Below are 23,760 nucleotides of genomic sequence, written 5' to 3'. Positions count from 1 at the left end.
GTGGCTACAAAGGCAATAGTAAATAAATCAAACAAGAAACCAAAGTTTAAATCAAGGGCTTACAACCGTTGTCAGATATGCGGAAGGCCCAGGGCATATATGAGAAAGTTCGGGATATGCAGGTTATGCTTCAGGGAACTCGCTTATAAAGGCGAGATACCCGGAATAAAAAAGTCAAGCTGGTAAAGGAGGAACAATGGATTCTATCGGCGATATGCTTACAAGAATTAGAAATGCTAATATGAAAATGAAGGACTATGTTGATGTTCCTTCTTCGAAACTGAAACAGAATATTGTAAAGCTTTTAAAAGATGAAGGCTTTATAAAAGGCTACAGGTATATTGAAGACAATAAGCAGGGTATTGTCAGGGTATATTTGAAGTACGGAGTAAATAAGGAAAAACTTATTAATTCGCTTAAAAGGGTAAGCAAACCTTCAAGGCGCGTATACATGGGCAAAGATAAAATGCCAAAAATTAAAAGCGGCCTCGGAGTGCTTGTTGTATCCACTTCCAAGGGTGTTATGACAAGCCAAAAAGCAAGGGAACTTAATATTGGCGGCGAAATAATCTGCGAAATTTGGTAAAGGAGAAATAAACTATGTCAAGAATTGGAAAACAGCCTGTTCAAATTCCTTCAGGCGTTAAGGTTTCAAACGATGGTAAGTTATTAAAGATAGAAGGTTCCAAGGGCAAAGCGGAACATGTCATTAATAACAAGTTTGATTATAAAATTGAAAACAACGAAATTAACGTTGTTCCAAGAGTAAATGTTGAAAAAGATAAAGCCGCAAACTCCCAGTTTGGCACTGAAAGGGCTGTAATTGCCAATAAGGTAAAAGGCGTAAATGAAGGCTATGTTAAAACGCTTTTGTTAAAAGGCGTTGGTTACAGGGCTCAGATGCAGGGAACGAAGATAACAATGGCTATGGGTTTTTCACATCCGGTGGTTTTTGAAATACCCGCCGGAGTAAAAGCGGAAGTAACTGAAAACCAGACGAAGATAACTGTCACGGGAATAGATAAACAGCTTGTGGGAGAAACAGCGGCAAAGCTAAGGAAGGTAAAACCGCCGGAACCTTATCAGGGCAAGGGTATCATGTATGATGATGAACACGTTATAAGAAAAGCCGGAAAGAGCGCGGCTGGAGCTAAAGGCAAATAATAGGCAAAATAAAAGACATGCCGGAGGATAAAGGTTAATATGAAGATAACAAAAAAGACAGCTTCATCAACAGCTAAAAGAATTTTAAGGCACGAACGCGGAAGAAAGAAAATTACAGGTACGCAGGAAAGGCCAAGGCTTGCTTTTCACAGGGGAGCTAACTCCCTTTACGCACAGGTTGTTGATGATGTGGCGCAGAAAAGCCTGTTTGGCATAGCCACAAACACCAAGAATGCGGAAATCAAAGGCAAAAATAAAGAATCCGCTGTTAAACTTGGAAAGGCCATAGCGGAAAAGTGCAAAGAAAATAAAGTGGAAACGGTTGTATTTGACAGAGGCGGTTTTCAGTTTCATGGTGTTGTAAAGGCTTTTGCTGACGCGGTTCGCGAAGGCGGAGTAAAATTCTAATTTAGATTACGGGAGGCCGTTTTGAGAGTAAGGATTGATTCGACAAAGTTAGACTTAAAAGAAAGAATAATTGCCATAAACAGGGTTGCCAAAGTTGTTAAAGGCGGCAAAAGGTTTAAGTTCAGCTGCCTGGTTGTTGTGGGCGACGGACATGGACACGTAGGTTACGGGCTTGGAAAAGCAAGGGAAGTTCCGGAAGCCATAAAAAAAGCCGTTAACAGGGCCAAGAAGAACCTTGTTCTGCTTCCGTTAAAAGGAACAACGATACCTTTTGAAGTTACAGCCGAGTCAGATGCGGCAAAAGTACTTTTAAAACCGGCCTGTGCCGGTACCGGTGTCATCGCGGGTTCTGCTGTACGTGCCATTGTTGAATCCGCAGGCATTCACGATATCATTTCAAAATGCCTTGGAAGGACCACAAATCCGTTTAACGTGGTTTATGCGACTTTTAAAGCGATAGATATGCTTTGTGATCCGGAAAAAATAATAGCGTTAAGGAAGGGTAAATAACATGTCAAAGATTAAAGTTACCTTAAAAAGAGGGCTTGCCGGAAAGAATAATAAAAACAGGGAAATAGTCAGGGTGATGGGCCTTAGAAAAGTCGGCGACACCAAAGAATATGAAAAGACACCGTCGATTGAAGGTATGATTAAAAAAGTTGCGTACCTTTTAAATGTTGAAGAGAAATAACGGAGGATAACAAATGAAATTCAGCGATCTGAAGATAACTAAAAGCAAAAGAAAAAAGAAGACCAGAATCGGCCGAGGAATCGGAACCGGTATGGGTAAAACTTCTGCCTACGGCGCAAAAGGACAGAGGGCAAGAAGCGGCGGCGCCAAAGCGCCGTGGTTTGAAGGCGGACAGCAGAGGTTAACACAAAGGATTCCAAAGTCGGGCTTCAATAATCCTTTTCCTACAGAATATGAGATTGTAAATGTATCCACGCTTGATAAGAAATTTGAAGCCGGAGCTACGGTAGACGCAGCTGCACTTTATTCAAAAGGCTGCATAAGCAAAAAAGCATCGCTTGTCAAGATACTTGGAGACGGAGAAATAACGAAAGCATTAAAAGTGAAGGCCGACAAGTTATCCAAAACGGCTGAAGACAAGATCAAAAAAGCGGGCGGAGAGGTACTGGCTAAATGAATAATTCACTCGTAAACATATTCAGGATACCGGAGCTTAAGAAAAGGTTATTATTCGTGCTTGGAATGCTTTTTGTTTTCAGGCTTGGAACTCACATACCAACGCCGGGCATTGATACGCATGTTATGAACAGCCTTATCAGTTCCCAGTCGGGCGGTCTTCTTGGTTTTCTTGATATGTTCTCGGGCGGCGCGTTAAGAAATTTTACCATATTCGCGCTTGGAATTATGCCGTACATTTCAGCTTCAATTATACTTCAGCTTTTAACCGCGGTTATACCCGTACTTGAAGCTCTTTCAAAAGAAGGCGATGCGGGCAGGAAAAAGATTACACAGTATACAAGGTATCTGACAGTGGCTATCTGCGCTGTTCAGTCGTTTGGCATCACTTTCTGGCTAAAGTCAGTTAATGTCGGCGGAATGCCGCTTGTTCCGGAATTTTCTTTATTCTTTCAGATAACCACAATGCTGACGCTTACAACCGGCACCATATTTCTTATGTGGCTGGGCGAACAGATGACGGAACACGGCATAGGCAACGGTATGTCAATTCTTATCCTTGCCGGTATTCTTGCAAGCATTCCCGGTCAGTTTGTATCAATGGGAGCCCTTTGGAAAGCCGGTTCGATTAATCTTTTTCAGATAATAACTTTTGCAGCTATAATGATATCTCTTACGGCTTTGGCTGTGGTATCACAGCAGTCTTTCAGAAAGATACCTGTGCAATACGCTCAGAGAATAGTGGGCAGAAAAATATACAGGGGTCAGAGCACCAACCTTCCTTTAAAAGTTGATTATTCCGGTGTTATAGCCGTTATTTTTGCTTCGTCGGTTATGATATTACCGGCAATGATAGCAAAGTTTTTTGAAAGGCCGGGACAGACAGGGCTTACAGCTGACATTCTTAACGGAATTCAGGCATGGCTTGCGCCCGGAGCCCCCATTTATGTGCTGCTTTATATAGCGCTTATAATTTTCTTCTGTTATTTTTATACGGCTATATCTTTTAACCCGAATGACCTTGCGGAAAACATGAAAAAGAACGGCGGTTTTGTTCCTGGAATAAGGCCGGGAAAACCAACCGCGGATTATATTAATGACATTCTTACTCATATAACCCTTGGCGGAGCTTTAATGATTGTTGTAATAGCTGTAATACCGGATATGTTCGGCAGGATATTTGAAATAGGTTTTTATTTTGGCGGAACCACTATTTTGATTATAGTCGGTGTTGCATTGGATACTGTTTCACAGATGGAGTCACATCTTTTAATGAGGCACTATGACGGGTTTATGAAGACTGGAAAAATCAGAGGCCGCAGAGGCTAAATAACCGGAGGAAAAAAATGATTTTTATTTTATTAGGACCACCCGGAGCAGGAAAAGGAACATATTCACAGAAGTTAATTGAAATTTATAAGATACCTCAGATTTCAACCGGTGATATTTTAAGGGCATCAGTTAAAGCGGGAACGCCTGTAGGGCTTAAAGCGAAAGAATATATGGACAAAGGCGCTCTTGTGCCTGATGAAGTTATAATAGGTATCGTGGAAGAAAGAATTAAGGAAGACGACTGTAAAAACGGATTTTTGCTTGACGGTTTTCCAAGGACAGTTGCACAAGCGGATGCGCTTGGCGAACTTTTCAAAAAGAACAGCCTTGACCTTAAAGGCGTAATAAATATAATAGTGGACAAAGATGTTCTTTTCAAAAGGCTTACAGGACGCAGAATGTGCAAGGCTTGCGGCGCGGGATTTAATGTCAACACAATGCCGTCTAAGAAAGACGGAATATGTGACGCGTGCGGAGGAGAATTGTTCCAGAGAAACGATGACAAACCGGAAACAATAGAGAACAGGCTTGTGGTTTATGACAAACAGACCGCTCCCCTTATTGATTATTACAGGTCAAGAGAAGTGCTGAAGGATGTCAACGCTTCAAATGGAAGCGTTGATGAAATAGTTTCAAAGATAAAGGCAGCACTGGAAAGTAAGTAAAAATGATAGAATTAAAGACAAAAAAAGAGATAGAATTAATTGCCAAAAGCGGCGAGATATTAAGTGAAGTTCTTATAAAGATGAAAGAGATGATAAAGCCGGGAATAAGTACCGCTGAAATTAATCGTCTGGCAATAAAGATGGTTAAGGCCCACGGCGTAAAAGCCGCATTTCTGGGTTATAGAGGTTATCCGGCAGCAGTATGCGTATCAGTCAATAAAGAGGTTGTACATGGTATCCCTTCCGACAAAGAGATTTTAAAAGAAGGTGACATTGTCAGCCTTGATTTTGGCGTGGAACGTGAAGGTTATTTTTCGGACGCGGCATTAACAGTGCCTGTTGGAAAAATCTCCGGAAGGGCGCAGAAGCTGATAAAAGTAACGCAGGAAGCGCTGGCAAAAGGAATTGACATGGCGAAACCGGGCAACCACATATCTGACATTTCCGCGGCAGTTCAGAATTATGTGGAAGCAAACGGTTTTTCGGTGGTCAGGGACCTTTGCGGGCACGGAGTAGGAAAAAAAGTTCACGAAGACCCAATGATTCCAAATTTTGGAAAACCGGGGCAAGGGCCTTTAATTCAGCCCGGCATGGTGCTTGCAATTGAACCTATGGTAAATGCGGGCGGGTTTGAAGTGGCAACACTTGATGATGATTGGACAGTGGTCACAATGGATGGAAGCATTTCGGCTCATTTTGAACACACTGTGGCAATAACGGAAACCGGGAATCTGGTATTAACCCGGCATTCGTAAAAAACAAGGAGTATATATGTCAAAAGAGGACCTGATAGAAGCGGAAGGCACAATAGTAGAACCACTTCCGAATGCTACTTTCAGGGTGCAGATAGAAAGCGGGCATAAAGTTCTGGCTCATGTTTCAGGAAAAATGAGGATGAATTTTATAAAACTGCTTCCGGGCGATAAAGTTACAGTTCAACTTTCCCCGTATGACCTGACAAAAGGAAGAATAATATACAGGAAGACAAAATAAGAGGTGGAATGAAAAATGAAAGTAAGAGCATCGGTTAAGAAGATATGTGAGAAATGCAAAGTAATTAAGAGAAAAGGCAAAGTTAAAGTGATTTGTCAAAACCCCAAGCACAAACAGACTCAGGGATAAGGAGGCAATAATTTGGCACGTATATCCGGTATAGATTTACCTAAAAACAAAAGAATAGATGTGGCGCTTACATACATTTACGGTATAGGCGATGTTTTATCAAAGCAGATACTTGAAGACGCCAACGTAAAGCCTGATACAAGGGTTTTTAATCTTACAGAGGATGAAGCTTATAAGATTCAGGAAATAATGTTAAAGAAAGGCATCAAGTCGGAAGGCGACTTAAGGAAAGAAGTTTCGCAGGACATCAAGCGCCTTATGGACATCGGATGCTACAGGGGAATGAGGCACCGCAAAGGCCTTCCCGTGCACGGTCAGAGGACCAGAAGCAACGCAAGGACAAGAAAAGGACCAAGAAAAACAGTCGGCGCGAAAGTTAAAGCTGAATAATAATAAAGAGACAATTAAAAGGAGGTAGTATTTTTGGCTAAATCAAAAAAAACAAGTGCGATTCCGGAACTGGCGATAGCAAATGTCAATTCCACATTTAACAACACAATAATCAATATATCCACCAAAGAAGGGGATACCATTTCATGGGCAAGCGGCGGAAGCGTCGGCATGAAGGGTTCAAGAAAAAGCACTCCTTTTGCGGCACAGCTTGCCGCTGAGAAAGCCGGGAAAAAGGCTTTTGACGCGGGAGTTAAAAAGGTGGAAGTATTAGTTAAAGGCCCGGGAGAAGGCAGGGAACCCGCAATTAGGTCGCTGCAGGCAGTGGGACTTGAAATAATACTTATTAAAGATATTACGCCTATTCCCCACAACGGGTGCAGGCCGCCTAAAAAGAGAAGGGTATAACCCTTAAATAAAAGGAGGAAAGTCAATTGGCCAGGTATACAAAATCATTATGCAGGCAATGCAGAAGGGAAGGCTTGAAGCTGTTTCTTAAAGGCGACAGATGTTTTACGGAAAAGTGCGCTTTTTCAAGAAGGCCTCAGATTCCCGGACAGCATCATGATACTCAGAGAAGAAAGATTTCTGAATACGGAAAACAGTTAAGGGAAAAACAGAAAGTAAAAAGAATTTACGGCGTATTGGAACGCCAGTTCAGGAAATATTTTGAAGAGGCAAACAGACGTCAGGGAGAAACCGGCGAAAACCTCTTGAAAATTCTTGAAAAAAGGCTTGATAATACAATGCATAAAGCCGGCTTTGCGCAGTCAAGAAGAGAAGCCAGACAGCTTGTAAATCACGGCCACGTACTTGTAAATGGAAAAAGGGTAGACATCGCTTCGTATCAGGTAAAAGCAGGCGACAAGCTGACTCTTGATGAAAAAGCGCTTAGTCTTAATGCGGTAAAGAATTCACTTGCGATAGCACTTAAGAAAAGAAACGTGCCAACATGGATAGAGACTAACCATGAAGCAAAGACGGCAGTGGTAAAAAATGACCCGGCAAGAACTGATATTAATCTGCCTGTTCAGGAACAGCTTATAGTCGAGTTGTACTCCAAATAATAAAAATATAATTGAAAGGGGTTAACAACGGATGAAATGGAAAAATCTGCAGAAACCAAAAAAGCTTGAAAAAGAAGAATTAAGGGATAATTTTGGAAGGTTTATTTCGGAGCCTTTTGAAAGGGGTTACGCTGTTGCTATAGGAAACGCGATAAGAAGAATTCTTCTTTCGTCTATTCCGGGAGCTGCTGTTACTGCTGTTAAGATTGAAGGCGTTCAGCACGAGTTCGCGACAATAAAAGGCGTAATGGAAGACGTATCAGAAATAATCCTTAACATCAAGCAGCTTAAACTTGTGCTTGAAGGGGACGGTCCTAAGAAAATATATCTTGAAGCATCAGGTGAAAGGGAAGTAACTGCGGCTGACATAAAGGCAGACAGCGACATTAAATTCCTTAACCCACAGCTTCACATTGCCACGCTTACAAGCAGGGAAGCCAAGCTGATGATAGAAATGGAAGTTGACAGCGGCAGAGGTTATGTAACGGCAGAAAAGAATAAAAGGGATGACATGCCTTTGGGAACTATCCCAATTGACTCTATATTTACACCGGTTACAAATGTAAAGCTTGAGGTGGAAAATACAAGGGTTGGACAGATTACTGACTATGACAAATTAATCCTTGAAATAGGTACCGACAGCAGGGTTGCACCGGAAACGGCTTTAACTCAGGCAGCGCTTATATTAAGGGAATATCTGAATATCTTTATAACTCAGGAAGGCGAAATTGAGATTAAAGAAGACAAGATGGATGAAGAAAATGAAAAACAAAGGACATTACTTGGCAAGACTGTTGACGAACTTGAACTTTCTGTACGTTCCGCCAACTGCCTTAAGAATGCCAATATCAAGAGCATTATTGACCTTGTTACAAAGTCGGAAGTGGATATGTTAAAGTACAGAAATTTCGGCAGAAAATCGCTTAACGAAATAAAGGAAGTTCTTGTTGAAATGGGTCTTGGCCTTGGCATGAAGATTGACAAGGAAGTATTAAAAGAGATCAAAAAAGGCAAAAAGTAAAAACAAACATAGCTTAAAGGAGTATTAATATGAGGCACAGAAAGAAGGCAAAACAGTTCAATATGACATCGTCGCACAGAAGGGCAATGTTTAATAACCTTTCCCGCTCGCTGATATTGAACGGCAGGATACAAACAACGCTTCAGAGGGCAAAACAGTTAAAGATTTATGTGGAACCCATGATTACAAGGGCGAAAAGCGGAACAGTTCATGACAGAAGGGTTGTTGCGGCATTTCTTACAGATCCCGTGGCAGTAAAGAAGATGTTTGACGAAATTGGGCCTTTTTATAAGGAACGCAACGGCGGTTATACAAGAATTCTTAAGTATTACAATAGAAAAGGCGATAATGCGGAAATTGCCATAATTGAACTTGTGGACAAAGAAAAACTTTATAAGAAAGAAGAAGTAAAAGCGGAAGAAAAAGGAAAGAAACCAGTAAAGGTAAAAAAAGAAAAGCCCGCAAAAGAAAAGACTGAAAGCGCAAAGCCGGAAAAGAAAGAAAAAAAAGAAAAGAAAGAAGTTAAAAAAGAAGTAAAAAAATAAAATAACTTACTTATACGGAGGATGCTATGCCGATAGTTGGAACGAAAGAGATGTTTGCAAGGGCTAATAAAGAAGGTTATGCGGTTGGAGCTTTTAACGTAAATGACATGGAAATAGTTCAGGGTATTGTGGACGCGGCAAAGGAAGAAAAAGCACCTTTGATTCTTCAGGTTTCATCCGGAGCAAGAAAGTACGCAAGGCCGGGATATCTTGTTCACCTTGTAAAAGCCGCAGAAGAAGATTCAGGGCTTCCTATCGCGCTTCACCTTGACCATGGAGACGATTTTGAAATCTGCAAATCGTGCGTTGACGGCGGATTTACATCAGTTATGATAGACGGTTCCAAATATGACTTTGAAGAGAACATAAAGCTTACAAAACAGGTTGTTGAATACGCGCATTCAAAAGGCGTTGTGGTTGAAGCCGAACTTGGAAAACTTGCAGGAATAGAAGATGCTGTAAATGTATCAGCGGCTGACGCAAAGTTTACAAATCCGGAACAGGCCGCGGAGTTTATTAAAAGGACAGGCGTTGACTCGCTTGCTATCGCAATTGGTACAAGCCATGGCGCGTATAAATTTAAGGGCGAAGCAATGCTTGATTTTGCAAGGCTTGAAGAAATTATGAAGCTTATTCCCGCCGGATATCCGCTTGTTCTTCACGGAGCATCGTCAGTTCCTCAGGAACTTGTTGAAAAATGCAATCAGTACGGCGGAAAAATGCCGGGAGCCAAAGGCGTACCGGAAGATTTCTTAAGAAAAGCGGCAGGAATGGGCGTTGCAAAGATAAACATAGATTCTGATTTAAGGCTTGCAATGACTGCGACCATACGTGAAGTATTTGCCAAGACACCTGAAGAATTTGACCCAAGAAAGTATCTTGGACCTGCAAGGGATGCAATTAAGGCTGTTGTTAAAAACAAACTGAAAAATGTACTTGGATGCTCGGGGAAAGCTTAATTAATAAAAGTAAATAGTAAAATATAAGGCGGGATGCAAAAGCATCCCGCCTTTTTTATTAGGTATCGTACTTAAGACTTGCGCCGATTTAAGGCAGGAGAAATTAAGATGGAAAAGACGCGTATTAAAATAAAAAGAACATACTATGAAGCTGCGGCGCCTGTCATTGTTTCTGCAAGCAGGGCAACGGATATTCCGGCTTTTTTTGGGGAATGGTTTATAAAGAGGGTCAGAGCCGGGTATTGCGGAAAAATTAATCCTTACAGCGGCAAAAAAGAATACATATCATTTGCCAATACAAGGTTATTTGTGTTCTGGACAAAAAATCCTGAGCCGTTTATGCCTTATCTGGAAGAACTTGAAAAAACAGGCATAAATTATTATTTCTTATATACGCTGAACGATTATGAAAAAGAAGGCCTTGAACCGGACATTCCACAGCTTTCAAAACGTATTAAAACTTTTATTAAACTCTCTAAAATGCTTGGTGAAAAAAGGGTGTTCTGGCGTTTTGACCCGTTAATAATGATGCCGGGAATGACGGTTGAGAAGTTAGCCGCTAAAATTGAAAATATTGCCAAGCAAATTGCCCCGTACACATCAATATTAATTTTCAGTTTTATAGATATTAATAAATATAATAAAGTAAAAAATAATGCGGATAATAGTAAATCAGGTATAAGGGAATTTACAGAAAAAGAAAAAGCGCAGATGTTACAGAAACTGATTAAATTAACTGATAAATATGGGATAAAGCTTAGTCCGTGTGCTGTTGATTTTGATTTATCTTCTTTTGGTTTAAAACCCGGCGCCTGCATTGACCCTGTTCTTATGGCGGATATCTTTTCCGCTGATGCGGAGTTAATGACGTATATAGGGGCAAACGGAGTGCTGTTACCCGCAGAGATGGATTATTCCGGGCTTAAGGATAAAAATCAGCGTAAAGAATGTCTGTGCGCGCAGAGTAAAGATATAGGAGCATACAACACGTGCGGTAATGGCTGTATTTATTGTTACGCGGTTAAGTCGCATTTAAATGCTGCGGAAAATATGCTGGTAATAAAGAACAGGCAGGAAAATGACACGCTGGATTACAGCTCTTGATTAATAAATAAGGACTTGGTAAAATTGTTTTATAGAAACACCATGGGGGTTAGATGATATATTTAATTACAGGTGTGTCAGGGTCAGGCAAGACTACAGTTGGAAAAAAACTGGCAAACAGACTTAGTTGCCCGTATCACGAAGGCGATGACTATCACTCTGAAAAGGGTTTAGAACTTTTAAGTGAAGGGATTAATCTTTCAGAAAAAGACTGGAAAGACTGGATTTATGCTTTAAGGTCAGTGGTGGATATGGAAATTGCAATGCAGAAGAACGCTGTTATAACCGCCACTCTTCTAAAAGAAAAACAAAGAACGGCAATTATCGCAAACAGGCCGCAGATAAAGCTTATTTACTTAAAGGCCGACATGGAAACAGCAAAAGAAAGGTTAAGGCATAAGAAGAACCACATAAAACTTTTACAGTATCAGTTTGACAATCTTGAAGAGCCGGCAAACGCTTTGGTAATTGGCGTTGAGAAATCTCCGGACGAAATAGTTAATCAGATTTTAATCTGACATAAAAATAAAATTTTTTTATAATAAAAAATCTTGACATTAAATGACTTTTTCTATATTATATCAATGTTTTTAACATAGGGGACATACGAGCGAGCGGGAACATTTACTTCTAACATCAGTACTGTCTGACTAAATCCCTTTGTTACATGACCTGTGATTTTTGCAATTATATTTCAGGGGTGTAGAGGGTGTTCCGGGCATTAACGAGATGACCGGGGCGGTACAGGCGGGTAACACCGCCTGGTTTTTTTGAAAGAAGCAGTTATAGAGAGTCTCAGAAGACATAGAGGGGTTTTATGAGATTATATTTTTTACAGCACTCCGGTTTTGCCGTGAGCCATAGAGGGCACGGCAAAACCGGAGTCACATTTTTTAATCCACAAAACAAACAATCCAAAACTTTATCCAAATCTATCCTTATATTTTTTTCGGTATATCCTTATGCGCATTATTAAACCTTTAAAAGGCCAGGCAGTAACGGAATATCTGCTTGCGGCGGGCCTTGTTATATTTGCATGCGCCGGCTTAAGCGGTTTTCTGCAGGGAATTGCTGACGGTTTTCTTAATTTTATTACATTAATTTTTTTAATACCAATACCATAATGAGAGGGGGTGACTACGTGAAAAAATTAATTGGATCCAATAAAGGGCAGGGAATGACTGAGTACATTCTTATTATTGCGTTAATCGCGCTGTTTGTAATAGGCGGGGTAAAGTTTTTTGGAAAAAAAGTAAAGGCCGGTTTTAATGATGCTGCTGATCAGATTGAAAGCAGTGTAAATGAAGGTATAGAAAAGGGAAAACACGCAAACGGAGGCGGATAAAAATAAAAAATAGGGCGCTTGGATATTCCGGGCGCCCTGTTTATTTTTATATAAATTATGATGGAACTTAAAAAAAATAAAGGTCAGAGTATTCTGGAATTTTCAATCATATTTCCGCTGTTTTTACTGTTTGTTCTTGGCATGGCACAGCTGGCGCTTATTTTTATAAACGCTATGATGTTAAAATATGCGGCGTATATGAGTGCCAGGGCCGCCGTGGTAAGGCAGGCGGATGAGCGGGTTGAGTATGCCAGAAAAGCAGAGGGCATTTTAAGGCTTATGTATGACGCGGTAAACAATTATTCCGGTGACACATCAGAAATCGCGGCCGGTACCGTGAAAAACTTTCTTGCAAGGCGTGTTATTGAATTTGCTTCATATGAAGAAGGCGCGGCCGTGGAAGAAACTGCTATTGAAAGTTCTTCGGCGGGTGAATTTGTCAGGGTTGTTGTTTCATATAATATGCCTTTAAAGGTGCCGGTGGTAAAAAATATTTTTGGTTTTTTTCAGAAAAACTTTATTAATTACGGCTCCGCATACATTGGATTTCCTTTTTATAAGATTACTGCTTCGGCAGTGATGAGGTTGGAATGAGACGTTCTATACAAAAAAACCGCGGACAAATTCTTGTGCCGTCAATTCTGGCTGTAGTGGCGTTATTTATGACAGTAATCCTTATACTTGAAGTTTCAAACGTTATGATAGAAAAGATAAAAGCCCAGAACGCGGCTGATTCGGCTGCGGTTGAAGCCGGATTATGGTACGCAAGAAGCCTGAATGTTGTTTCGGTAAGCAATAAGATTCTTGCCGTGTCCGCGATTGCCGCGTCTGTCTGTGAATTGTTGGGATTAAAAGGAGCTATGAAAGCGGTGGAAATGGTGCAAAAAGTTCAGGATGCATTTGCAGGAACGGGTGATTTTGAGAAACTGCCATTTGAACCTGTTCCGGGGCTTTTGTGCGCGGCGGTTGTAAGAAATGGTATTAATAACGGCGCTGCCGCGGTGCCTTTGTTTAATATTGATAACAGTGAAAAAGCATTGCTTCCGTCTTTTAATCTTAAGCGCAGGTATGCTACGGAATTGTTGATGCCGGAAAAGAATAGCCCCGGCAAGTACTCTTATAAAAGAAAAAGCGACGGCAAAAGGATTTATGTGGATAAAAAAGATGTGCGCTGGGATGAGAATTTGAATCATGGCAAGGGCGGAAATATCACAAAGAAAGGACGCGGGCTGCCGTCAAGAATATTGAAAGAAGAAAAAGGGCTTATTCCGCTTGATATTATTGAAAAAGATAAGGAACACACTATACTGGTGATTTTGTGCATGGAGAAAAAAGGTTTTATTTTTAAAAATGGTTTTTTTAAAAGTAAGAAGGGAGCGCTTAAGAAATATTTTACAGCCACTTCAATGGTCCGCGTTTCCGGGGGTAATATGGATATTCTTGATATAAACGCCGCCAATTACGAAAGTAAGTTAACGCCCGTTAAACTGCCGCAGATTAATCCGGAGCTGATTAAAACGGTTGAAAACTATATGAATATTAAAGGCTATAATCCGGATGCGGATTTATCGGCGGCGGCGGATATATTAAGAGAAGGGGTAATTATTCATTGAAAATAATACATGGTGCAAATAAAGGCCAGGCAATGGCGGAATTCATTATCATACTTCCGCTCCTGCTTTTAATGTTTGTGGCCGTTTTGCAGTTCTTTTTACTGGCAGTAGACCGCATCAAGCTTGAAATGACAGTAAGAGAGGTGATGCGATTTGTCACGACGCACGGAGAAGACCAGGAACAGTTGGAGTCTTTTGCCAGGGAATTTGCAAAAAATGAAGGTTTAAAACCCGATAATTTAACCGTTATTAAAGGCGAAAAACAGGAGCCCGGAATAAAAGGGAAAATGGCAGGTTTCGCGGAAAAATTTACGGGCGTAAAAATAAAACTTGAATATTACAGGCAGGGTCCGGAATTATTCAAAAGAATTACAGGTAAAAACGGAATTACTTTAAAAACAGAAATTTTTACCGCAACCGGCGGGCCTATGAAATTTGTTTTAAGTAAAAAAGACAAAGACGCGCTGGAAGATTATAGAAAGGAAACAGCTGATGAAAGCCCTGTGGATTAGTTCCTTATTGATATTGTTTACTATTAATCTATCTGCTTATGTATATGAGAAATCGGATGCAGCTGCTTCGGCTGATAACTTTCAAAAGTTAATTGAAACAGGCGGTATTAAAGCCAGGATAAACGGCAGAGAGATGCAGATAAGCAGGTATTTAACAGAAGAATCACCTGATGAAATAAAAAAGAGAATTATTTCAGGAAATGTTTTAAGTGAAAGGATTAATGTGGATGCGTCATTTTATGGCCTTGTCATAGGTGCATTATTTCCGGAGGAAAGCACGAAAGGGTACGAAGTTTTCTTTGTGGAAAAAGGTAAGGATATAAATATCACGGCTATATCAGAAACTGAAAACGGCTGCGCGGTTGTAATTGCAGTCATTAAAAGCAATGAGTACAAGAATTATGAGTCTTTTTATGATGATAAAATTCGCCACCCGAAGGATATAAAAAAAATCGCAAGTGTCGAACTTTTGGATGGCGATATTACCGTAAATTACTTTAACTTATATGAAATGGGCTCGGAAAGCGCGCAAAGCATAATCAAAGAATACGCAGCGGGGTTCAAAAAGGATAAGTGGGATGTTACGGATATAAGCGCAAGAAATGGGGAGGCATCTATTGTTGCAAAAAAAGACAATAAGCAGGTTTATATTTCTGCTGATATAAATTCAGAAACGGGTAAGTATTTAATTTTTGTATTGGGCTAAAACATAGAGGAGGAAATATGAAGTTTATGCAAGGGGTAAGCAAAGAAAACAGTCTTTTAATATTGGCTCTGGTTTGCGGGCTTGCCGCCGCAGGAGCGGGTTATGGTTTTTTGACTTTTAAAGAAAGAAATCTTATGTCCGGAATGCAGCCGGTAAAAGTGCTGGCAGCCGCCGGGTATATCGCAGCTAATTCGGAAATTGAGAAAAAGAGCGTGGAATATATTGAGATGCCGGCGAAATTCGTGACGAAAGCGCACATTACCGATTTTAAGCAGGCCGAATCAAAACTGGCTATAGTACCGTTTATAAAAGGCGAGCCTGTATTATCCAATAAGATAAGCGACAGGGGCAGCGAATTAAATATGTCAATTCCGACAGGTTTAAGGGCAATGACAGTATCGGTGGATGAAGAGTCGGGAGTGGGCTATATGATAAAACCGGGTGATAACGTGGACATTCTTTTAACCTTTGAAACCGCAGAAAATCAGAGGCTTTATACGGCTACTGCCACTATTCTACAGTCCGTAAGGGTGATAGGCGTTGGCACAAACTTTAAAGCGGGTGCCGCGGGAAAAGATTATAACTCGGTGACTTTGGCATTAACCCCGGAAGAGGCGGAACTTCTGACTTTTTCAAAAGATAAAGGCAGAATTAATCTGGCGCTTAGGCCCCTGGGAGACAGGGTAAAACAGAATGTAAAACTGGCATCATTTAATGAACTTATGAAACAGATAAAAGCAAATGAAAAGAGCGAAGAGGAAATTAAAAGGGATTACATCATAAATTCTCAGACAAAAAAGGAAGTGACGGATAATGAAATTAAACCAAGAATGTAAGGTGATTGTAACGGCAATCTTTATGTGTTTGTTGGGCGTTTCCGTTTTGGCGGCAGGCAGAAGCATCACCGTTAAAGAAGGCGGTTCTAAAGTTGTTAAAACCGATGACGTGGAAAGGGTTGAAGTAATAAAAGAAGATGTGGCATCGGCGCTGATAATTTCAAAAAAAGAGATAATAATTGAAGGGAAAAAAGAAGGCGTAAGCGCTGTAAATATATATGGTAAAGGCGGTATGAATACAGTGTTGATTAACGTTAAAAAAGCCGCTTCTTCGGAACAGATGATAGAGGTTGATGTTCAGGTGATGGAAATAAGCGGAATGGACTCTTCGGACCTTGGATTAGACTGGCCGACTTTATTAAATGGGTCTGCGGGAAAAGACGGTGAAGGGCAGGCGTTATTACTTGGGCCGTTAAATGTGGCGGAAAGCGGGGCTCCGCTTCTGGCGTTTGGAAAATTTTCAAGAGGCAATATAAACCTGTTTCTTGATTTTATGGTTAAAAATAACTATGGGAAGATTCTTGCAAAGCCGAAGATATTGACTTCCAGCGGTAACAAAGCCAAATTTCTTTCCGGCGGAGAAATACCGATTGCGCTTGTTAATGATAATGGAGGCGCGGATGTGGAATGGAAAGAATACGGGGTTTCTCTTGAGATACATCCTGAAATTAAGAAAAATGGCCATATAAAAGCAGGGCTTAAAGCGGAAGTAAGCAATTTAGACTACGCGAATGCCATCAGTTTAGGCACCGGCGGTTCGGTTATGCCGGCGTTAAAAACAAGATGGGCGGAAACCACAATTTCAGTAACTCCGGAAGATACAATTGTGATAGCGGGGCTTATACAGAACGAAGATGTGATGGTTTCCAGCGGCGTTCCTGTATTATCAGGAATTCCAATATTGGGTGAATTATTTAAAAATACCCATAAAGAGAGCAAGAAGACAGAACTTGTTATTTTTGTAACGACAAGAATAATTGACGCAGGTGAAATTTAATGAAAAAAGTATTAACGCTGATAAACGGGCGTGCCGGGGCCGGCAAAACAACGCTTGCTTTTAATGCGGCTGAATATTTTGCATCAATAAAAAAACACAAGTCCTGCGTTTTTGAATTTGAAAAGGACGTGAATGATTTTGAAGCCGTTTACAGAAACAGCGAAGACTTTGAAAAGACGAAGGAAGCAGGCATGTATAAATGCAGATATACTGATTTATACTGCGGTTTTGGCGGTGAAGCACAGCTTGAAAAAGTACTGAAAGATCAGTCTTTTAAGGCGGTTATTATTGACACGGATGATTTTCCGGGAATTAAAATAACTGATATTTCTGACAGGGTAATAATTCCCGCTTTGCTTTCGCAGCCGGATTTAAGGCATGCCGTATATGCGCTGGACAGATTAAACGAAAACGGATACCCGGCGAATAAGGTGGATATAGTAGTTAACAGGATTGACGGCAGTTTCTTGAAAAAAGAAGATATATCAGGTATATTTTCCGGCAAAGAAATTACCGGCGTCCTGCCGTATGATAAAGAGGTGAATGATTTACAGAAAAAGGGCAGGCTGCTATGCGGAGGAAAAGCAAAAGGCCTTTTTTGCCATGAGTTTAAAAATATTTTTGATTTAATATATGAAAAATGCGGTGATTCAGGGCCTAAAGAGTTTTCTTCAGAAAACTTAAATGCCGGCGCAAACCCCGCGGAAAATTCAAAACCTCAGTTAAAAGACGCAAAAATATCAATAAAGAAAGAAGTCAACAGAAAACTGTTTGAGAAAATAGACCTTAGAAAGATGGAACATCAGGTAATGAATAACCCTGCGGCCAAAGAGCGTTTTTACGCGGATATTAAAGAAAAAATTAAAACGGCGGTTGATGAAACCGGATTAATACATACAGGCAAAGACAGGGATGTAATGGTAAGCGAGATTTTTGATGAAGTGACGGGGCTTGGAGCGATACAGGAACTGTTACGGGATGATGACATAAGCGAAATAATGGTAAACAGGCATGATAAAATTTATATAGAAAAGGCAGGGAAAATTAAGGATTCAAACAGGGAATACACGGACAGCGAAGCGGTAATAAGGGCTATTGAACGTATTGTGATGCCTATTGGCAGAAGCATAGATGAAAGCAGGCCCTATGTAGATGCCAGGCTTGCTGACGGGTCAAGGGTTAACGCGGTAATACCTCCGCTTGCGTTAGACGGGCCTGTAATTACAATCAGGAAATTTTCTAAAAATAAGCTTTCAATAAATGACCTTGTAAAACTTGGAAGCCTTACGGAAGAAGCGGCGGATTATCTTGAGAAATCCGTCAAAAACAGAAAAAATATCCTTATATCCGGGGGGACCGGATCAGGTAAAACCACGCTTTTAAATGTTATTTCATCATTTATACCCGCGGATGAAAGGATAGTGACAATTGAAGATTCCGCGGAATTAAAGCTTCCGCAGGAGCACGTGGTAAGGCTGGAATCAAGGCCTGCCAATATTGAGGGCAGGGGTGAAATTACGATAAGAGACCTTGTAAAAAATTCATTAAGGATGAGGCCTGACAGGATAGTGGTTGGGGAATGCCGCGGCGGGGAAGCGCTGGATATGCTGCAGGCAATGAATACCGGGCATGACGGGTCTATTACCACCGTACATGCCAATACTCCGCGTGACGCGCTGTCCAGGGTGGAAGTTATGGTGTTAATGGCAGGTATGGATCTGCCGGTAAAAGCGATAAGGGAGCAGATTAAAAGCGCCATAAACATTGTGATTCAACAGGCAAGATTTAAAGACGGGAAAAGAAGGGTAACACATATATCAGAGATTACAGGAATGGAAATCGACACGATTCTTATGCATAATGTCTTTGAATTTGTAAAATCCGCGGATAACGCGGCGGACGGCTGTGAAGGGGAATTAAAAAGGGTGGATGGGATATGGGTTTAATTATATAAAACTCTTTCATCGATAAGCATCAACACCGCAATAATCAAAATGGATATGGCTGCAATTATAAGAAGTGTTCTGACGATGAAGAGCTGGCAATGCTCGAAATCGCCGCACGCGAGGCCGAAATTGGTCTCTGGAGTCAACCAAACCCTATTCCACAATGGGAATTTAGAAAAAATTAAGTCACTACTTTTCGCGTTTTATACCGTTCTGCTATCAAAAAAAGATAAATACTTGGCTAAAAAGGATTTTTCTATCACTCTTGTCTAATATTTGATAGGATACTTGTATATACCGCTATGGAGGGAAATATGAAAAGAATATTAATATTTGTTTTATTGCTAGCAAATAATCAATGGATTTATGCTACGCCAGACGCTATAAATTATGAAGAAGTTCAAATTTTGGGATATGATGATACCAATTATTATTACATCTTAAATTATCATCATGCGCAAGCTTCTCATTATGCGAAGAGCTATACAGGTGTTAAGTTTGTGTGTAGGAGTTTTGATAATGAAATAGTATTTACTAAAAACATATACATGAAAACAAGTGAAAGGGACATAAATACGGGTAAAATAACTGAAGAAGTAGTTCCGGCAGACATATTTAATATCGGAATTTTTTTAAAGGAACAACATATAAAGCAATTCAGATTACCTAATGTAAAAGAAGTCAAATATGATGCTGACGGTTTCTATTATGGTGATGAAAATGATAAAAGATATTACGCAAGGAACAAATTTTTGATAAATAAGTTGAATTACGAAATAACGTTTCCAAAAAGTAAGTTGATTGAAATGGTGCATGAAGGTTGGGATGAAAAGAATAAGAAAACTATAGCATTGATTAAGATTGTAAATAATGATTATCAAGGATCGTCCGTTGTTCGAGAAATTGTATTTATAAAACAATGATTATGTTTGCGAGTAAATCAAGACAAATTTCACATAATGTATAATATGCGAAATTTTTATGAAATGTTAAGAATTTGTTTCAGTTTTACTGCGTTTTTTATTGATAGGCCGGCGTAGTTGTTGTTGAAGACAACATAAACCTTTTTTGCCGCAGAGGCGGCCTTTGAGATTTCTTTGGCGAAGAATTCAAGTTCTTTATCGGTATAGTCATACTCTACTTTTTCTTCTTTTGGCAGAAACTGCCAGTTTTTATTTCTTCCGTGAAATCTGAAAAAAGCGATATCTGATGTCAGCCGGCTTAAAAACGGCATCATGTGGTTTACGTGCGGTTCGTCCACGTTGCAGCAGCCAAGGCTGTGGTTTTTCAGGAAATTATATGTTTCTTCTACGGCCCATTTTTCGTTTCTGAATTCTACGGACAGGGGGGTATCTTTAAAAGCGGACCTGCATAATTCTAAATACCTGAAATTATCCGCGGATGGCAGAAAAAAAGCGGGGAACTGAAGTAATACGGTTGCAAGTTTACCCTTATCTTTAAAGGGTTTTATAACGTACAGGAATTTTTCTATGTATTTCATTGCATCGTCAATAGCGGATTTTTTATTGTCGGTTTTATCGTGAAATGGGGCGTGTGTTATACCTGCATAAGCTTTCGCAATAAATTCAAAATCAGGGGATGTTTTTCTTTCCATGCCGGCGGTTGATTTGGAGGAGATAAGGGCATAAAAGGTGACATCAATTTCAACGCAGTTAAAATCCAGTTCTTTTTCGTAATATGCAAGTTCCTGCGCGGGTTTAAGCCCGTCAGGATATATAACCCCGTTCCATGTAGTGTCGGTAAAACCTGCTGTGCATATCCGTATTTTTGTTTTGTCCATAATGCCACCCTCATGCATTTATATAGCAGAAGAGTGGAACAATTGCAAGAAGAGGAGAAGTGATTATTCTCCCAGAAGGTAATCTATGATTTCTGTGGCGGTGTTTTCGGGCAACGCGCCGACCACGCACGCGGCGGAGTTTCCTGATTTATCAATGATGAATAAACTGGGGTAGGCGCGGACTTCATAGCCGCTTTTTGTAAGTGAAGCCCTGTCCGCCAGGCAGAAATAATATGGATAGTTTTTATCTTTTATGAAATTTTTTACGTTTTCTGCGTTATCATCTGAGGCTGCAACAATTATGAAATCTTTGTCTTTATATCTTTCCTGTAGGGTTTTAAAACTTTCAAGTTCGTTAAGGCAGTGGCCGCACCAGGTGGTCCAGACTGTAAAAAAAACCACTTTGCCTTTAAAATCGGACATGTTTTTGACTGTGCCGTCAAGATTTGTAACCTTAACCTGCGATACGAATGAATTTGGTTTGATATTACCCAGTGTGCCGCAGCCGTAAAATACGGCTGCGGACACTGTAATAATTATCAGAAAAATATAACGTTTCATTTTTATTTATAAGCCTTAAAGTCCGCTTCAAATACTTCTTTTGGCCTGTAGCCCACGTACTGCCTGACCACGTTGCCTTTTTTGTCAATTACAAATGTTGTGGGTATTCCACGAATGCCGCCGTAAGTTGTAGCTGTATCTCTGTCTGCGAGAGCAATGGGATAGTTAATGCCATACTGTGAGGCAAAAGCTTTAACTTTTTCAGCGTCATCAAGGGCGGCGCCTATTATTGCAAGCCCGTCTTTGCCATACTGCGACTGCAGTTCAATAAAGAAAGGAATTTCTGCTTTGCAGGGAGGGCACCAGGTCGCCCAAAAATCCAGGATTACCACTTTTCCCTTATAGTCAGAAAGTTTTATAGTGCTTCCGTCAATTCCGGTAAGGGAAAAATCCGGCGCGGCGTATGCTTTTGCCACGGAATTACCATTTTCTTTGCTTACTTTTGGCGCTTTGGAAGATCCGCAGCTTACCAGAGAGAACACAAACAGTGCAGCTAAAGATAAAGATAATAATTTTTTCATTAAATCCTCCTGTTATTTGGCAAAGCCGTCAAGAAAGCTGAGCATTCCCGCAATTCTTGTAAGGCCGCCTGTCATCATAAGTATACCGATTATTATAAGAAGTATACCCGCGATAATTTCAATTTTATTCATGTGTTTTTTCATTTTTGTGAACCACTTAAAGAAGAAGGTGATACTGTAAGCGGTAAGCATGAAGGGAATTCCAAGCCCAAGTGAATACAGGGCAAGAAGCAGAATGCCGTAGCCTACGGAATCTCCCGTTGCTGCAATTGCAAGAATTCCCGCTAAGATAGGGCCTATGCAGGGAGTCCAGCCAAAGGCAAAAGCCAGGCCAAGCAGGAATGATTCAAACAGATTCATGGGTTCTTTGGACTGGTGTATCCGTTTTTCGTGGTAAAGCGCTTTGATTTTGAAAATACCTGTCATGTGCAGCCCCAGTATAATTACCACTATTCCGGCTATCATGGAAAAGGTATTCAGATGCTGAAGCAGGAATTTTCCTATGAAAGTGGCGGAAGCGCCCAATGATATAAAGATGACGGAAAAGCCCGTTACAAAAGCAAAAGAGTTCCAGATTACGTCATGCTTTATTTTTTTAAGGTTTTCGCGTTCCATCATTTCTTTTAATGATGAACCGGAAATGAAAGAAATATATCCGGGTATTAAAGGAAGGACGCACGGAGATAAAAAAGAAATTATCCCCGCTAAAAACGCCGTAATTAATGTTATTTCCGCTGTATGTTCCATTTTTTCCTCCTGAATTATGATAATTATAGCTTAAACATCAGATAATAAAAACAATTATTTAAAGTTATTTATAATTTTTTCCAGATATCTGTTTAAAAGGATTTGTTCCCGGGCTTTTAAGCCTTTTAAAGCGTGGTCTTTAATCATTCTTGTGCATTGTTTTCCTTTTTTTATAACCGCTTTTGCTTTGGGGGACAGGGACAGTATTTTTAACCTTTGGTCTTTTATATCCGTGTTAATAATAACCCATCCGGCGCTGTGAAGCCGTTTAATTGTTCCGGAAATAGTCGGTTTATCAGATTTAAGGTTTGACGCTATATCTTTGGATTTTGTTACGCCGGAAGATATCTCTTTAATGACGTCCCATTGGGTTCTGGTAAGGCATGAACCGCGAAGGCGGTCATTAAATCCGCACCGTACAACTTTAGCCGCTTTTTTTAAAAGTGAAACTGTATCCTGCATGTGGGGCTTCCTTTTGTTTAAATTTATAGTTAGTATACTAACTATAATAACATAAGTCAAGTTATAAAATGTTGAAAGTTTAACGGTTTGACAAAGGCGGGCGCGTATAATATAGTGTTTTCAAATAAATTGCAGTGCTGGTTAATAAGGGATTGGAGGCTGAAAAAATGACAAATAAAGAAAAAGCGCTTGAAATGTTCGGTAACGGTTATAACTGTTCGCAGTCTGTTTTTGCGGCGGTAGTCACTGATGATCTGCTGGATAGAAAAGTTAAGATATCTCTTGCGGCGGGTTTTGGGGCGGGTATTGGAAGAAACGCGGAAACCTGCGGGGCTGTATCGGGGGCGATAATGGCATTAGGCGCTGTACTAATAGAAAAAGAATTTGCTTCGGATTCGGCGCTGAAGGCCGATGGAATTATGCTGGCAGATAAGTTTGTAAAAAAATTCAGGGCCGAAAAGAGCACTATAATATGCAGGGAATTGTTGGGTTATGATTTAAGCAAACCTGAAGAAGATGAAATTCTTAAAAATAATGGAAGTTACAGGATTAAATGCGCGGATTTTGTCGGCCTGGCCGTGGAAATAGCCGAAGGTATAATAAAAGAATACAAAGATAAATGATAAGTGATAAGTGCCTGAAGACCCTTTTAAATAATCATTTCTAACGCTGTTTTTTTACCCGGTGACTGCATATCTGCGTATTGACCATACCCCTTTTTCTGGACCACTCATAACTGGAGTCCAAGTGCTTGTTTTTCAGTTTCTTGCTGCATCTTAATCGTAAACT

The 23,760-nt window shown here is 40.3% G+C and carries 36 protein-coding genes; 31 read left to right on the top strand and 5 right to left on the bottom strand.

Annotated elements, in window-relative coordinates:
- The 30 genes from JXR81_00520 to JXR81_00375 all read left to right on the top strand — a co-directional run bounded on the left by JXR81_00520 (window position 1) and on the right by JXR81_00375 (window position 19,802).
- On the top strand, window positions 1-186 hold the full coding sequence (locus tag JXR81_00520; GenBank protein ID MBN2753324.1) for a type Z 30S ribosomal protein S14: 186 nt from the start codon (window positions 1-3) through the stop codon (window positions 184-186).
- Window positions 187-196: 10 nt separating this feature from the next.
- Window positions 197-586, top strand: coding sequence for a 30S ribosomal protein S8 (gene rpsH, locus JXR81_00515; protein MBN2753323.1), 390 nt, complete (start codon window positions 197-199; stop codon window positions 584-586).
- A 14-nt stretch (window positions 587-600) separates the two neighbouring features.
- Window positions 601-1,164: a 50S ribosomal protein L6 gene (gene rplF, locus JXR81_00510; GenBank protein MBN2753322.1), complete on the top strand. Its 564-nt coding sequence runs from the start codon at window positions 601-603 to the stop codon at window positions 1,162-1,164.
- Between the two features lie 39 nt (window positions 1,165-1,203).
- On the top strand, window positions 1,204-1,572 hold the full coding sequence (locus JXR81_00505) for a 50S ribosomal protein L18 (protein ID MBN2753321.1): 369 nt from the start codon (window positions 1,204-1,206) through the stop codon (window positions 1,570-1,572).
- Between the two features lie 21 nt (window positions 1,573-1,593).
- A complete protein-coding gene (gene rpsE / locus JXR81_00500; protein MBN2753320.1) occupies window positions 1,594-2,082 on the top strand; it encodes a 30S ribosomal protein S5 in 489 nt (162 codons plus the stop codon).
- A gap of 1 nt (window position 2,083) precedes the next feature.
- Window positions 2,084-2,263, top strand: coding sequence for a 50S ribosomal protein L30 (gene rpmD, locus JXR81_00495; GenBank protein MBN2753319.1), 180 nt, complete (start codon window positions 2,084-2,086; stop codon window positions 2,261-2,263).
- A gap of 13 nt (window positions 2,264-2,276) precedes the next feature.
- A complete protein-coding gene (gene rplO, locus JXR81_00490) occupies window positions 2,277-2,720 on the top strand; it encodes a 50S ribosomal protein L15 (protein MBN2753318.1) in 444 nt (147 codons plus the stop codon).
- Window positions 2,717-4,048, top strand: a complete 1,332-nt coding sequence (gene secY / locus JXR81_00485; protein ID MBN2753317.1) for a preprotein translocase subunit SecY — start codon at window positions 2,717-2,719, stop codon at window positions 4,046-4,048. Before rplO ends, secY begins: the two co-directional genes overlap by 4 nt.
- A 17-nt stretch (window positions 4,049-4,065) precedes the next feature.
- Window positions 4,066-4,716: an adenylate kinase gene (locus tag JXR81_00480; GenBank protein MBN2753316.1), complete on the top strand. Its 651-nt coding sequence runs from the start codon at window positions 4,066-4,068 to the stop codon at window positions 4,714-4,716.
- A 2-nt stretch (window positions 4,717-4,718) separates the two neighbouring features.
- Complete coding sequence (gene map / locus JXR81_00475; protein MBN2753315.1) at window positions 4,719-5,471, top strand: type I methionyl aminopeptidase; 753 nt, start codon at window positions 4,719-4,721, stop codon at window positions 5,469-5,471.
- Window positions 5,472-5,487: 16 nt separating this feature from the next.
- A complete protein-coding gene (infA, locus tag JXR81_00470) occupies window positions 5,488-5,709 on the top strand; it encodes a translation initiation factor IF-1 (GenBank protein ID MBN2753314.1) in 222 nt (73 codons plus the stop codon).
- Between the two features lie 15 nt (window positions 5,710-5,724).
- Complete coding sequence (gene rpmJ / locus JXR81_00465) at window positions 5,725-5,838, top strand: 50S ribosomal protein L36 (protein ID MBN2753313.1); 114 nt, start codon at window positions 5,725-5,727, stop codon at window positions 5,836-5,838.
- Window positions 5,839-5,850: 12 nt separating this feature from the next.
- Window positions 5,851-6,228, top strand: coding sequence for a 30S ribosomal protein S13 (gene rpsM, locus JXR81_00460; protein MBN2753312.1), 378 nt, complete (start codon window positions 5,851-5,853; stop codon window positions 6,226-6,228).
- 33 nt (window positions 6,229-6,261) lie between these two features.
- Window positions 6,262-6,636, top strand: a complete 375-nt coding sequence (gene rpsK / locus JXR81_00455) for a 30S ribosomal protein S11 (protein MBN2753311.1) — start codon at window positions 6,262-6,264, stop codon at window positions 6,634-6,636.
- Between the two features lie 26 nt (window positions 6,637-6,662).
- A complete protein-coding gene (gene rpsD / locus JXR81_00450) occupies window positions 6,663-7,295 on the top strand; it encodes a 30S ribosomal protein S4 (GenBank protein ID MBN2753310.1) in 633 nt (210 codons plus the stop codon).
- A 31-nt stretch (window positions 7,296-7,326) separates the two neighbouring features.
- Window positions 7,327-8,316 (top strand): DNA-directed RNA polymerase subunit alpha, encoded by a 990-nt coding sequence (locus tag JXR81_00445; protein ID MBN2753309.1) that lies wholly within the window; start codon window positions 7,327-7,329, stop codon window positions 8,314-8,316.
- Window positions 8,317-8,345: 29 nt separating this feature from the next.
- A complete protein-coding gene (gene rplQ, locus JXR81_00440; GenBank protein ID MBN2753308.1) occupies window positions 8,346-8,861 on the top strand; it encodes a 50S ribosomal protein L17 in 516 nt (171 codons plus the stop codon).
- 26 nt (window positions 8,862-8,887) lie between these two features.
- Window positions 8,888-9,820 carry a class II fructose-1,6-bisphosphate aldolase gene (fba, locus tag JXR81_00435; protein MBN2753307.1) on the top strand — a complete coding sequence of 311 codons (933 nt, stop codon included), beginning with the start codon at window positions 8,888-8,890 and terminating at the stop codon, window positions 9,818-9,820.
- 108 nt (window positions 9,821-9,928) lie between these two features.
- The gene (locus tag JXR81_00430; protein MBN2753306.1) at window positions 9,929-10,924 is read left to right on the top strand and encodes a DUF1848 domain-containing protein; all 996 of its coding nucleotides are present in this window, start codon (window positions 9,929-9,931) and stop codon (window positions 10,922-10,924) included.
- Between the two features lie 53 nt (window positions 10,925-10,977).
- Window positions 10,978-11,442 (top strand): AAA family ATPase, encoded by a 465-nt coding sequence (locus JXR81_00425; protein MBN2753305.1) that lies wholly within the window; start codon window positions 10,978-10,980, stop codon window positions 11,440-11,442.
- Between the two features lie 444 nt (window positions 11,443-11,886).
- The gene (locus JXR81_00420; GenBank protein MBN2753304.1) at window positions 11,887-12,048 is read left to right on the top strand and encodes a hypothetical protein; all 162 of its coding nucleotides are present in this window, start codon (window positions 11,887-11,889) and stop codon (window positions 12,046-12,048) included.
- Between the two features lie 17 nt (window positions 12,049-12,065).
- Window positions 12,066-12,269, top strand: coding sequence for a hypothetical protein (locus JXR81_00415; GenBank protein ID MBN2753303.1), 204 nt, complete (start codon window positions 12,066-12,068; stop codon window positions 12,267-12,269).
- Window positions 12,270-12,326: 57 nt separating this feature from the next.
- Window positions 12,327-12,863: a pilus assembly protein gene (locus tag JXR81_00410; GenBank protein MBN2753302.1), complete on the top strand. Its 537-nt coding sequence runs from the start codon at window positions 12,327-12,329 to the stop codon at window positions 12,861-12,863.
- Complete coding sequence (locus JXR81_00405; GenBank protein ID MBN2753301.1) at window positions 12,860-13,882, top strand: Tad domain-containing protein; 1,023 nt, start codon at window positions 12,860-12,862, stop codon at window positions 13,880-13,882. The genes JXR81_00410 and JXR81_00405 overlap by 4 nt, the downstream gene beginning before the upstream one ends.
- Window positions 13,879-14,394 (top strand): pilus assembly protein, encoded by a 516-nt coding sequence (locus tag JXR81_00400; protein MBN2753300.1) that lies wholly within the window; start codon window positions 13,879-13,881, stop codon window positions 14,392-14,394. Before JXR81_00405 ends, JXR81_00400 begins: the two co-directional genes overlap by 4 nt.
- Window positions 14,375-15,100 (top strand): hypothetical protein, encoded by a 726-nt coding sequence (locus JXR81_00395; GenBank protein MBN2753299.1) that lies wholly within the window; start codon window positions 14,375-14,377, stop codon window positions 15,098-15,100. Before JXR81_00400 ends, JXR81_00395 begins: the two co-directional genes overlap by 20 nt.
- A gap of 17 nt (window positions 15,101-15,117) precedes the next feature.
- On the top strand, window positions 15,118-15,936 hold the full coding sequence (gene cpaB / locus JXR81_00390; GenBank protein ID MBN2753298.1) for a Flp pilus assembly protein CpaB: 819 nt from the start codon (window positions 15,118-15,120) through the stop codon (window positions 15,934-15,936).
- Window positions 15,914-16,933, top strand: a complete 1,020-nt coding sequence (locus JXR81_00385) for a type II and III secretion system protein (protein MBN2753297.1) — start codon at window positions 15,914-15,916, stop codon at window positions 16,931-16,933. The genes cpaB and JXR81_00385 overlap by 23 nt, the downstream gene beginning before the upstream one ends.
- On the top strand, window positions 16,933-18,879 hold the full coding sequence (gene tadA, locus JXR81_00380) for a Flp pilus assembly complex ATPase component TadA (protein ID MBN2753296.1): 1,947 nt from the start codon (window positions 16,933-16,935) through the stop codon (window positions 18,877-18,879). Before JXR81_00385 ends, tadA begins: the two co-directional genes overlap by 1 nt.
- Before the next feature lie 314 nt (window positions 18,880-19,193).
- On the top strand, window positions 19,194-19,802 hold the full coding sequence (locus JXR81_00375) for a hypothetical protein (GenBank protein MBN2753295.1): 609 nt from the start codon (window positions 19,194-19,196) through the stop codon (window positions 19,800-19,802).
- A 56-nt stretch (window positions 19,803-19,858) separates the two neighbouring features.
- On the opposite strand, the gene JXR81_00370 is transcribed toward JXR81_00375, so the two are convergent.
- The 5 genes from JXR81_00370 to JXR81_00350 all read right to left on the bottom strand — a co-directional run bounded on the left by JXR81_00370 (window position 19,859) and on the right by JXR81_00350 (window position 22,971).
- A complete protein-coding gene (locus JXR81_00370) occupies window positions 19,859-20,680 on the bottom strand; it encodes a DUF72 domain-containing protein (protein ID MBN2753294.1) in 822 nt (273 codons plus the stop codon).
- A gap of 63 nt (window positions 20,681-20,743) precedes the next feature.
- On the bottom strand, window positions 20,744-21,241 hold the full coding sequence (locus JXR81_00365) for a TlpA family protein disulfide reductase (GenBank protein ID MBN2753293.1): 498 nt from the start codon (window positions 21,239-21,241) through the stop codon (window positions 20,744-20,746).
- A 2-nt stretch (window positions 21,242-21,243) separates the two neighbouring features.
- Window positions 21,244-21,762, bottom strand: coding sequence for a TlpA family protein disulfide reductase (locus JXR81_00360; GenBank protein ID MBN2753292.1), 519 nt, complete (start codon window positions 21,760-21,762; stop codon window positions 21,244-21,246).
- Between the two features lie 12 nt (window positions 21,763-21,774).
- A complete protein-coding gene (locus JXR81_00355) occupies window positions 21,775-22,509 on the bottom strand; it encodes a cytochrome c biogenesis protein CcdA (protein MBN2753291.1) in 735 nt (244 codons plus the stop codon).
- A 54-nt stretch (window positions 22,510-22,563) separates the two neighbouring features.
- Entirely contained in the window at window positions 22,564-22,971 is a 408-nt protein-coding gene (locus tag JXR81_00350; GenBank protein ID MBN2753290.1) for a MarR family transcriptional regulator, read from the bottom strand.
- A gap of 167 nt (window positions 22,972-23,138) precedes the next feature.
- Here JXR81_00350 and JXR81_00345 point away from each other — a divergent pair, with 167 nt between their 5' ends.
- A complete protein-coding gene (locus tag JXR81_00345; protein MBN2753289.1) occupies window positions 23,139-23,594 on the top strand; it encodes a C_GCAxxG_C_C family protein in 456 nt (151 codons plus the stop codon).
- Window positions 23,595-23,760 lie beyond the last annotated feature (166 nt).

It is taken from the genome of Candidatus Goldiibacteriota bacterium (genome assembly GCA_016937715.1).
Taxonomy (GTDB): Bacteria; Oederibacteriota; PGYV01; order PGYV01; family PGYV01; genus PGYV01.
The sequence above is the reverse complement of the archived record's forward strand: the minus strand, read 5'-3'. Positions and strand labels throughout refer to the sequence as shown.

Excerpts from the sequence above, each read along its gene's own strand:
- JXR81_00375 (MBN2753295.1), top strand. The coding sequence starts at position 19,194 with ATGAAAAGAATATTAATATTTGTTTTATTGCTAGCAAATAATCAATGG.
- JXR81_00505 (MBN2753321.1), top strand. The coding sequence starts at position 1,204 with ATGAAGATAACAAAAAAGACAGCTTCATCAACAGCTAAAAGAATTTTA.
- JXR81_00425 (MBN2753305.1), top strand. The coding sequence starts at position 10,978 with ATGATATATTTAATTACAGGTGTGTCAGGGTCAGGCAAGACTACAGTT.
- JXR81_00385 (MBN2753297.1), top strand. The coding sequence starts at position 15,914 with ATGAAATTAAACCAAGAATGTAAGGTGATTGTAACGGCAATCTTTATG.
- JXR81_00350 (MBN2753290.1), bottom strand. The coding sequence starts at position 22,971 with ATGCAGGATACAGTTTCACTTTTAAAAAAAGCGGCTAAAGTTGTACGG.
- JXR81_00420 (MBN2753304.1), top strand. The coding sequence starts at position 11,887 with ATGCGCATTATTAAACCTTTAAAAGGCCAGGCAGTAACGGAATATCTG.
- rplO (MBN2753318.1), top strand. The coding sequence starts at position 2,277 with ATGAAATTCAGCGATCTGAAGATAACTAAAAGCAAAAGAAAAAAGAAG.
- rpsH (MBN2753323.1), top strand. The coding sequence starts at position 197 with ATGGATTCTATCGGCGATATGCTTACAAGAATTAGAAATGCTAATATG.
- tadA (MBN2753296.1), top strand. The coding sequence starts at position 16,933 with ATGAAAAAAGTATTAACGCTGATAAACGGGCGTGCCGGGGCCGGCAAA.
- JXR81_00430 (MBN2753306.1), top strand. The coding sequence starts at position 9,929 with ATGGAAAAGACGCGTATTAAAATAAAAAGAACATACTATGAAGCTGCG.
- JXR81_00445 (MBN2753309.1), top strand. The coding sequence starts at position 7,327 with ATGAAATGGAAAAATCTGCAGAAACCAAAAAAGCTTGAAAAAGAAGAA.
- infA (MBN2753314.1), top strand. The coding sequence starts at position 5,488 with ATGTCAAAAGAGGACCTGATAGAAGCGGAAGGCACAATAGTAGAACCA.
- JXR81_00355 (MBN2753291.1), bottom strand. The coding sequence starts at position 22,509 with ATGGAACATACAGCGGAAATAACATTAATTACGGCGTTTTTAGCGGGG.
- JXR81_00395 (MBN2753299.1), top strand. The coding sequence starts at position 14,375 with ATGAAAGCCCTGTGGATTAGTTCCTTATTGATATTGTTTACTATTAAT.
- JXR81_00405 (MBN2753301.1), top strand. The coding sequence starts at position 12,860 with ATGAGACGTTCTATACAAAAAAACCGCGGACAAATTCTTGTGCCGTCA.
- JXR81_00365 (MBN2753293.1), bottom strand. The coding sequence starts at position 21,241 with ATGAAACGTTATATTTTTCTGATAATTATTACAGTGTCCGCAGCCGTA.
- map (MBN2753315.1), top strand. The coding sequence starts at position 4,719 with ATGATAGAATTAAAGACAAAAAAAGAGATAGAATTAATTGCCAAAAGC.
- fba (MBN2753307.1), top strand. The coding sequence starts at position 8,888 with ATGCCGATAGTTGGAACGAAAGAGATGTTTGCAAGGGCTAATAAAGAA.
- rpmD (MBN2753319.1), top strand. The coding sequence starts at position 2,084 with ATGTCAAAGATTAAAGTTACCTTAAAAAGAGGGCTTGCCGGAAAGAAT.
- rpmJ (MBN2753313.1), top strand. The coding sequence starts at position 5,725 with ATGAAAGTAAGAGCATCGGTTAAGAAGATATGTGAGAAATGCAAAGTA.
- JXR81_00410 (MBN2753302.1), top strand. The coding sequence starts at position 12,327 with ATGATGGAACTTAAAAAAAATAAAGGTCAGAGTATTCTGGAATTTTCA.
- JXR81_00360 (MBN2753292.1), bottom strand. The coding sequence starts at position 21,762 with ATGAAAAAATTATTATCTTTATCTTTAGCTGCACTGTTTGTGTTCTCT.
- rplF (MBN2753322.1), top strand. The coding sequence starts at position 601 with ATGTCAAGAATTGGAAAACAGCCTGTTCAAATTCCTTCAGGCGTTAAG.
- rplQ (MBN2753308.1), top strand. The coding sequence starts at position 8,346 with ATGAGGCACAGAAAGAAGGCAAAACAGTTCAATATGACATCGTCGCAC.
- cpaB (MBN2753298.1), top strand. The coding sequence starts at position 15,118 with ATGAAGTTTATGCAAGGGGTAAGCAAAGAAAACAGTCTTTTAATATTG.
- JXR81_00345 (MBN2753289.1), top strand. The coding sequence starts at position 23,139 with ATGACAAATAAAGAAAAAGCGCTTGAAATGTTCGGTAACGGTTATAAC.
- JXR81_00370 (MBN2753294.1), bottom strand. The coding sequence starts at position 20,680 with ATGGACAAAACAAAAATACGGATATGCACAGCAGGTTTTACCGACACT.
- secY (MBN2753317.1), top strand. The coding sequence starts at position 2,717 with ATGAATAATTCACTCGTAAACATATTCAGGATACCGGAGCTTAAGAAA.
- JXR81_00480 (MBN2753316.1), top strand. The coding sequence starts at position 4,066 with ATGATTTTTATTTTATTAGGACCACCCGGAGCAGGAAAAGGAACATAT.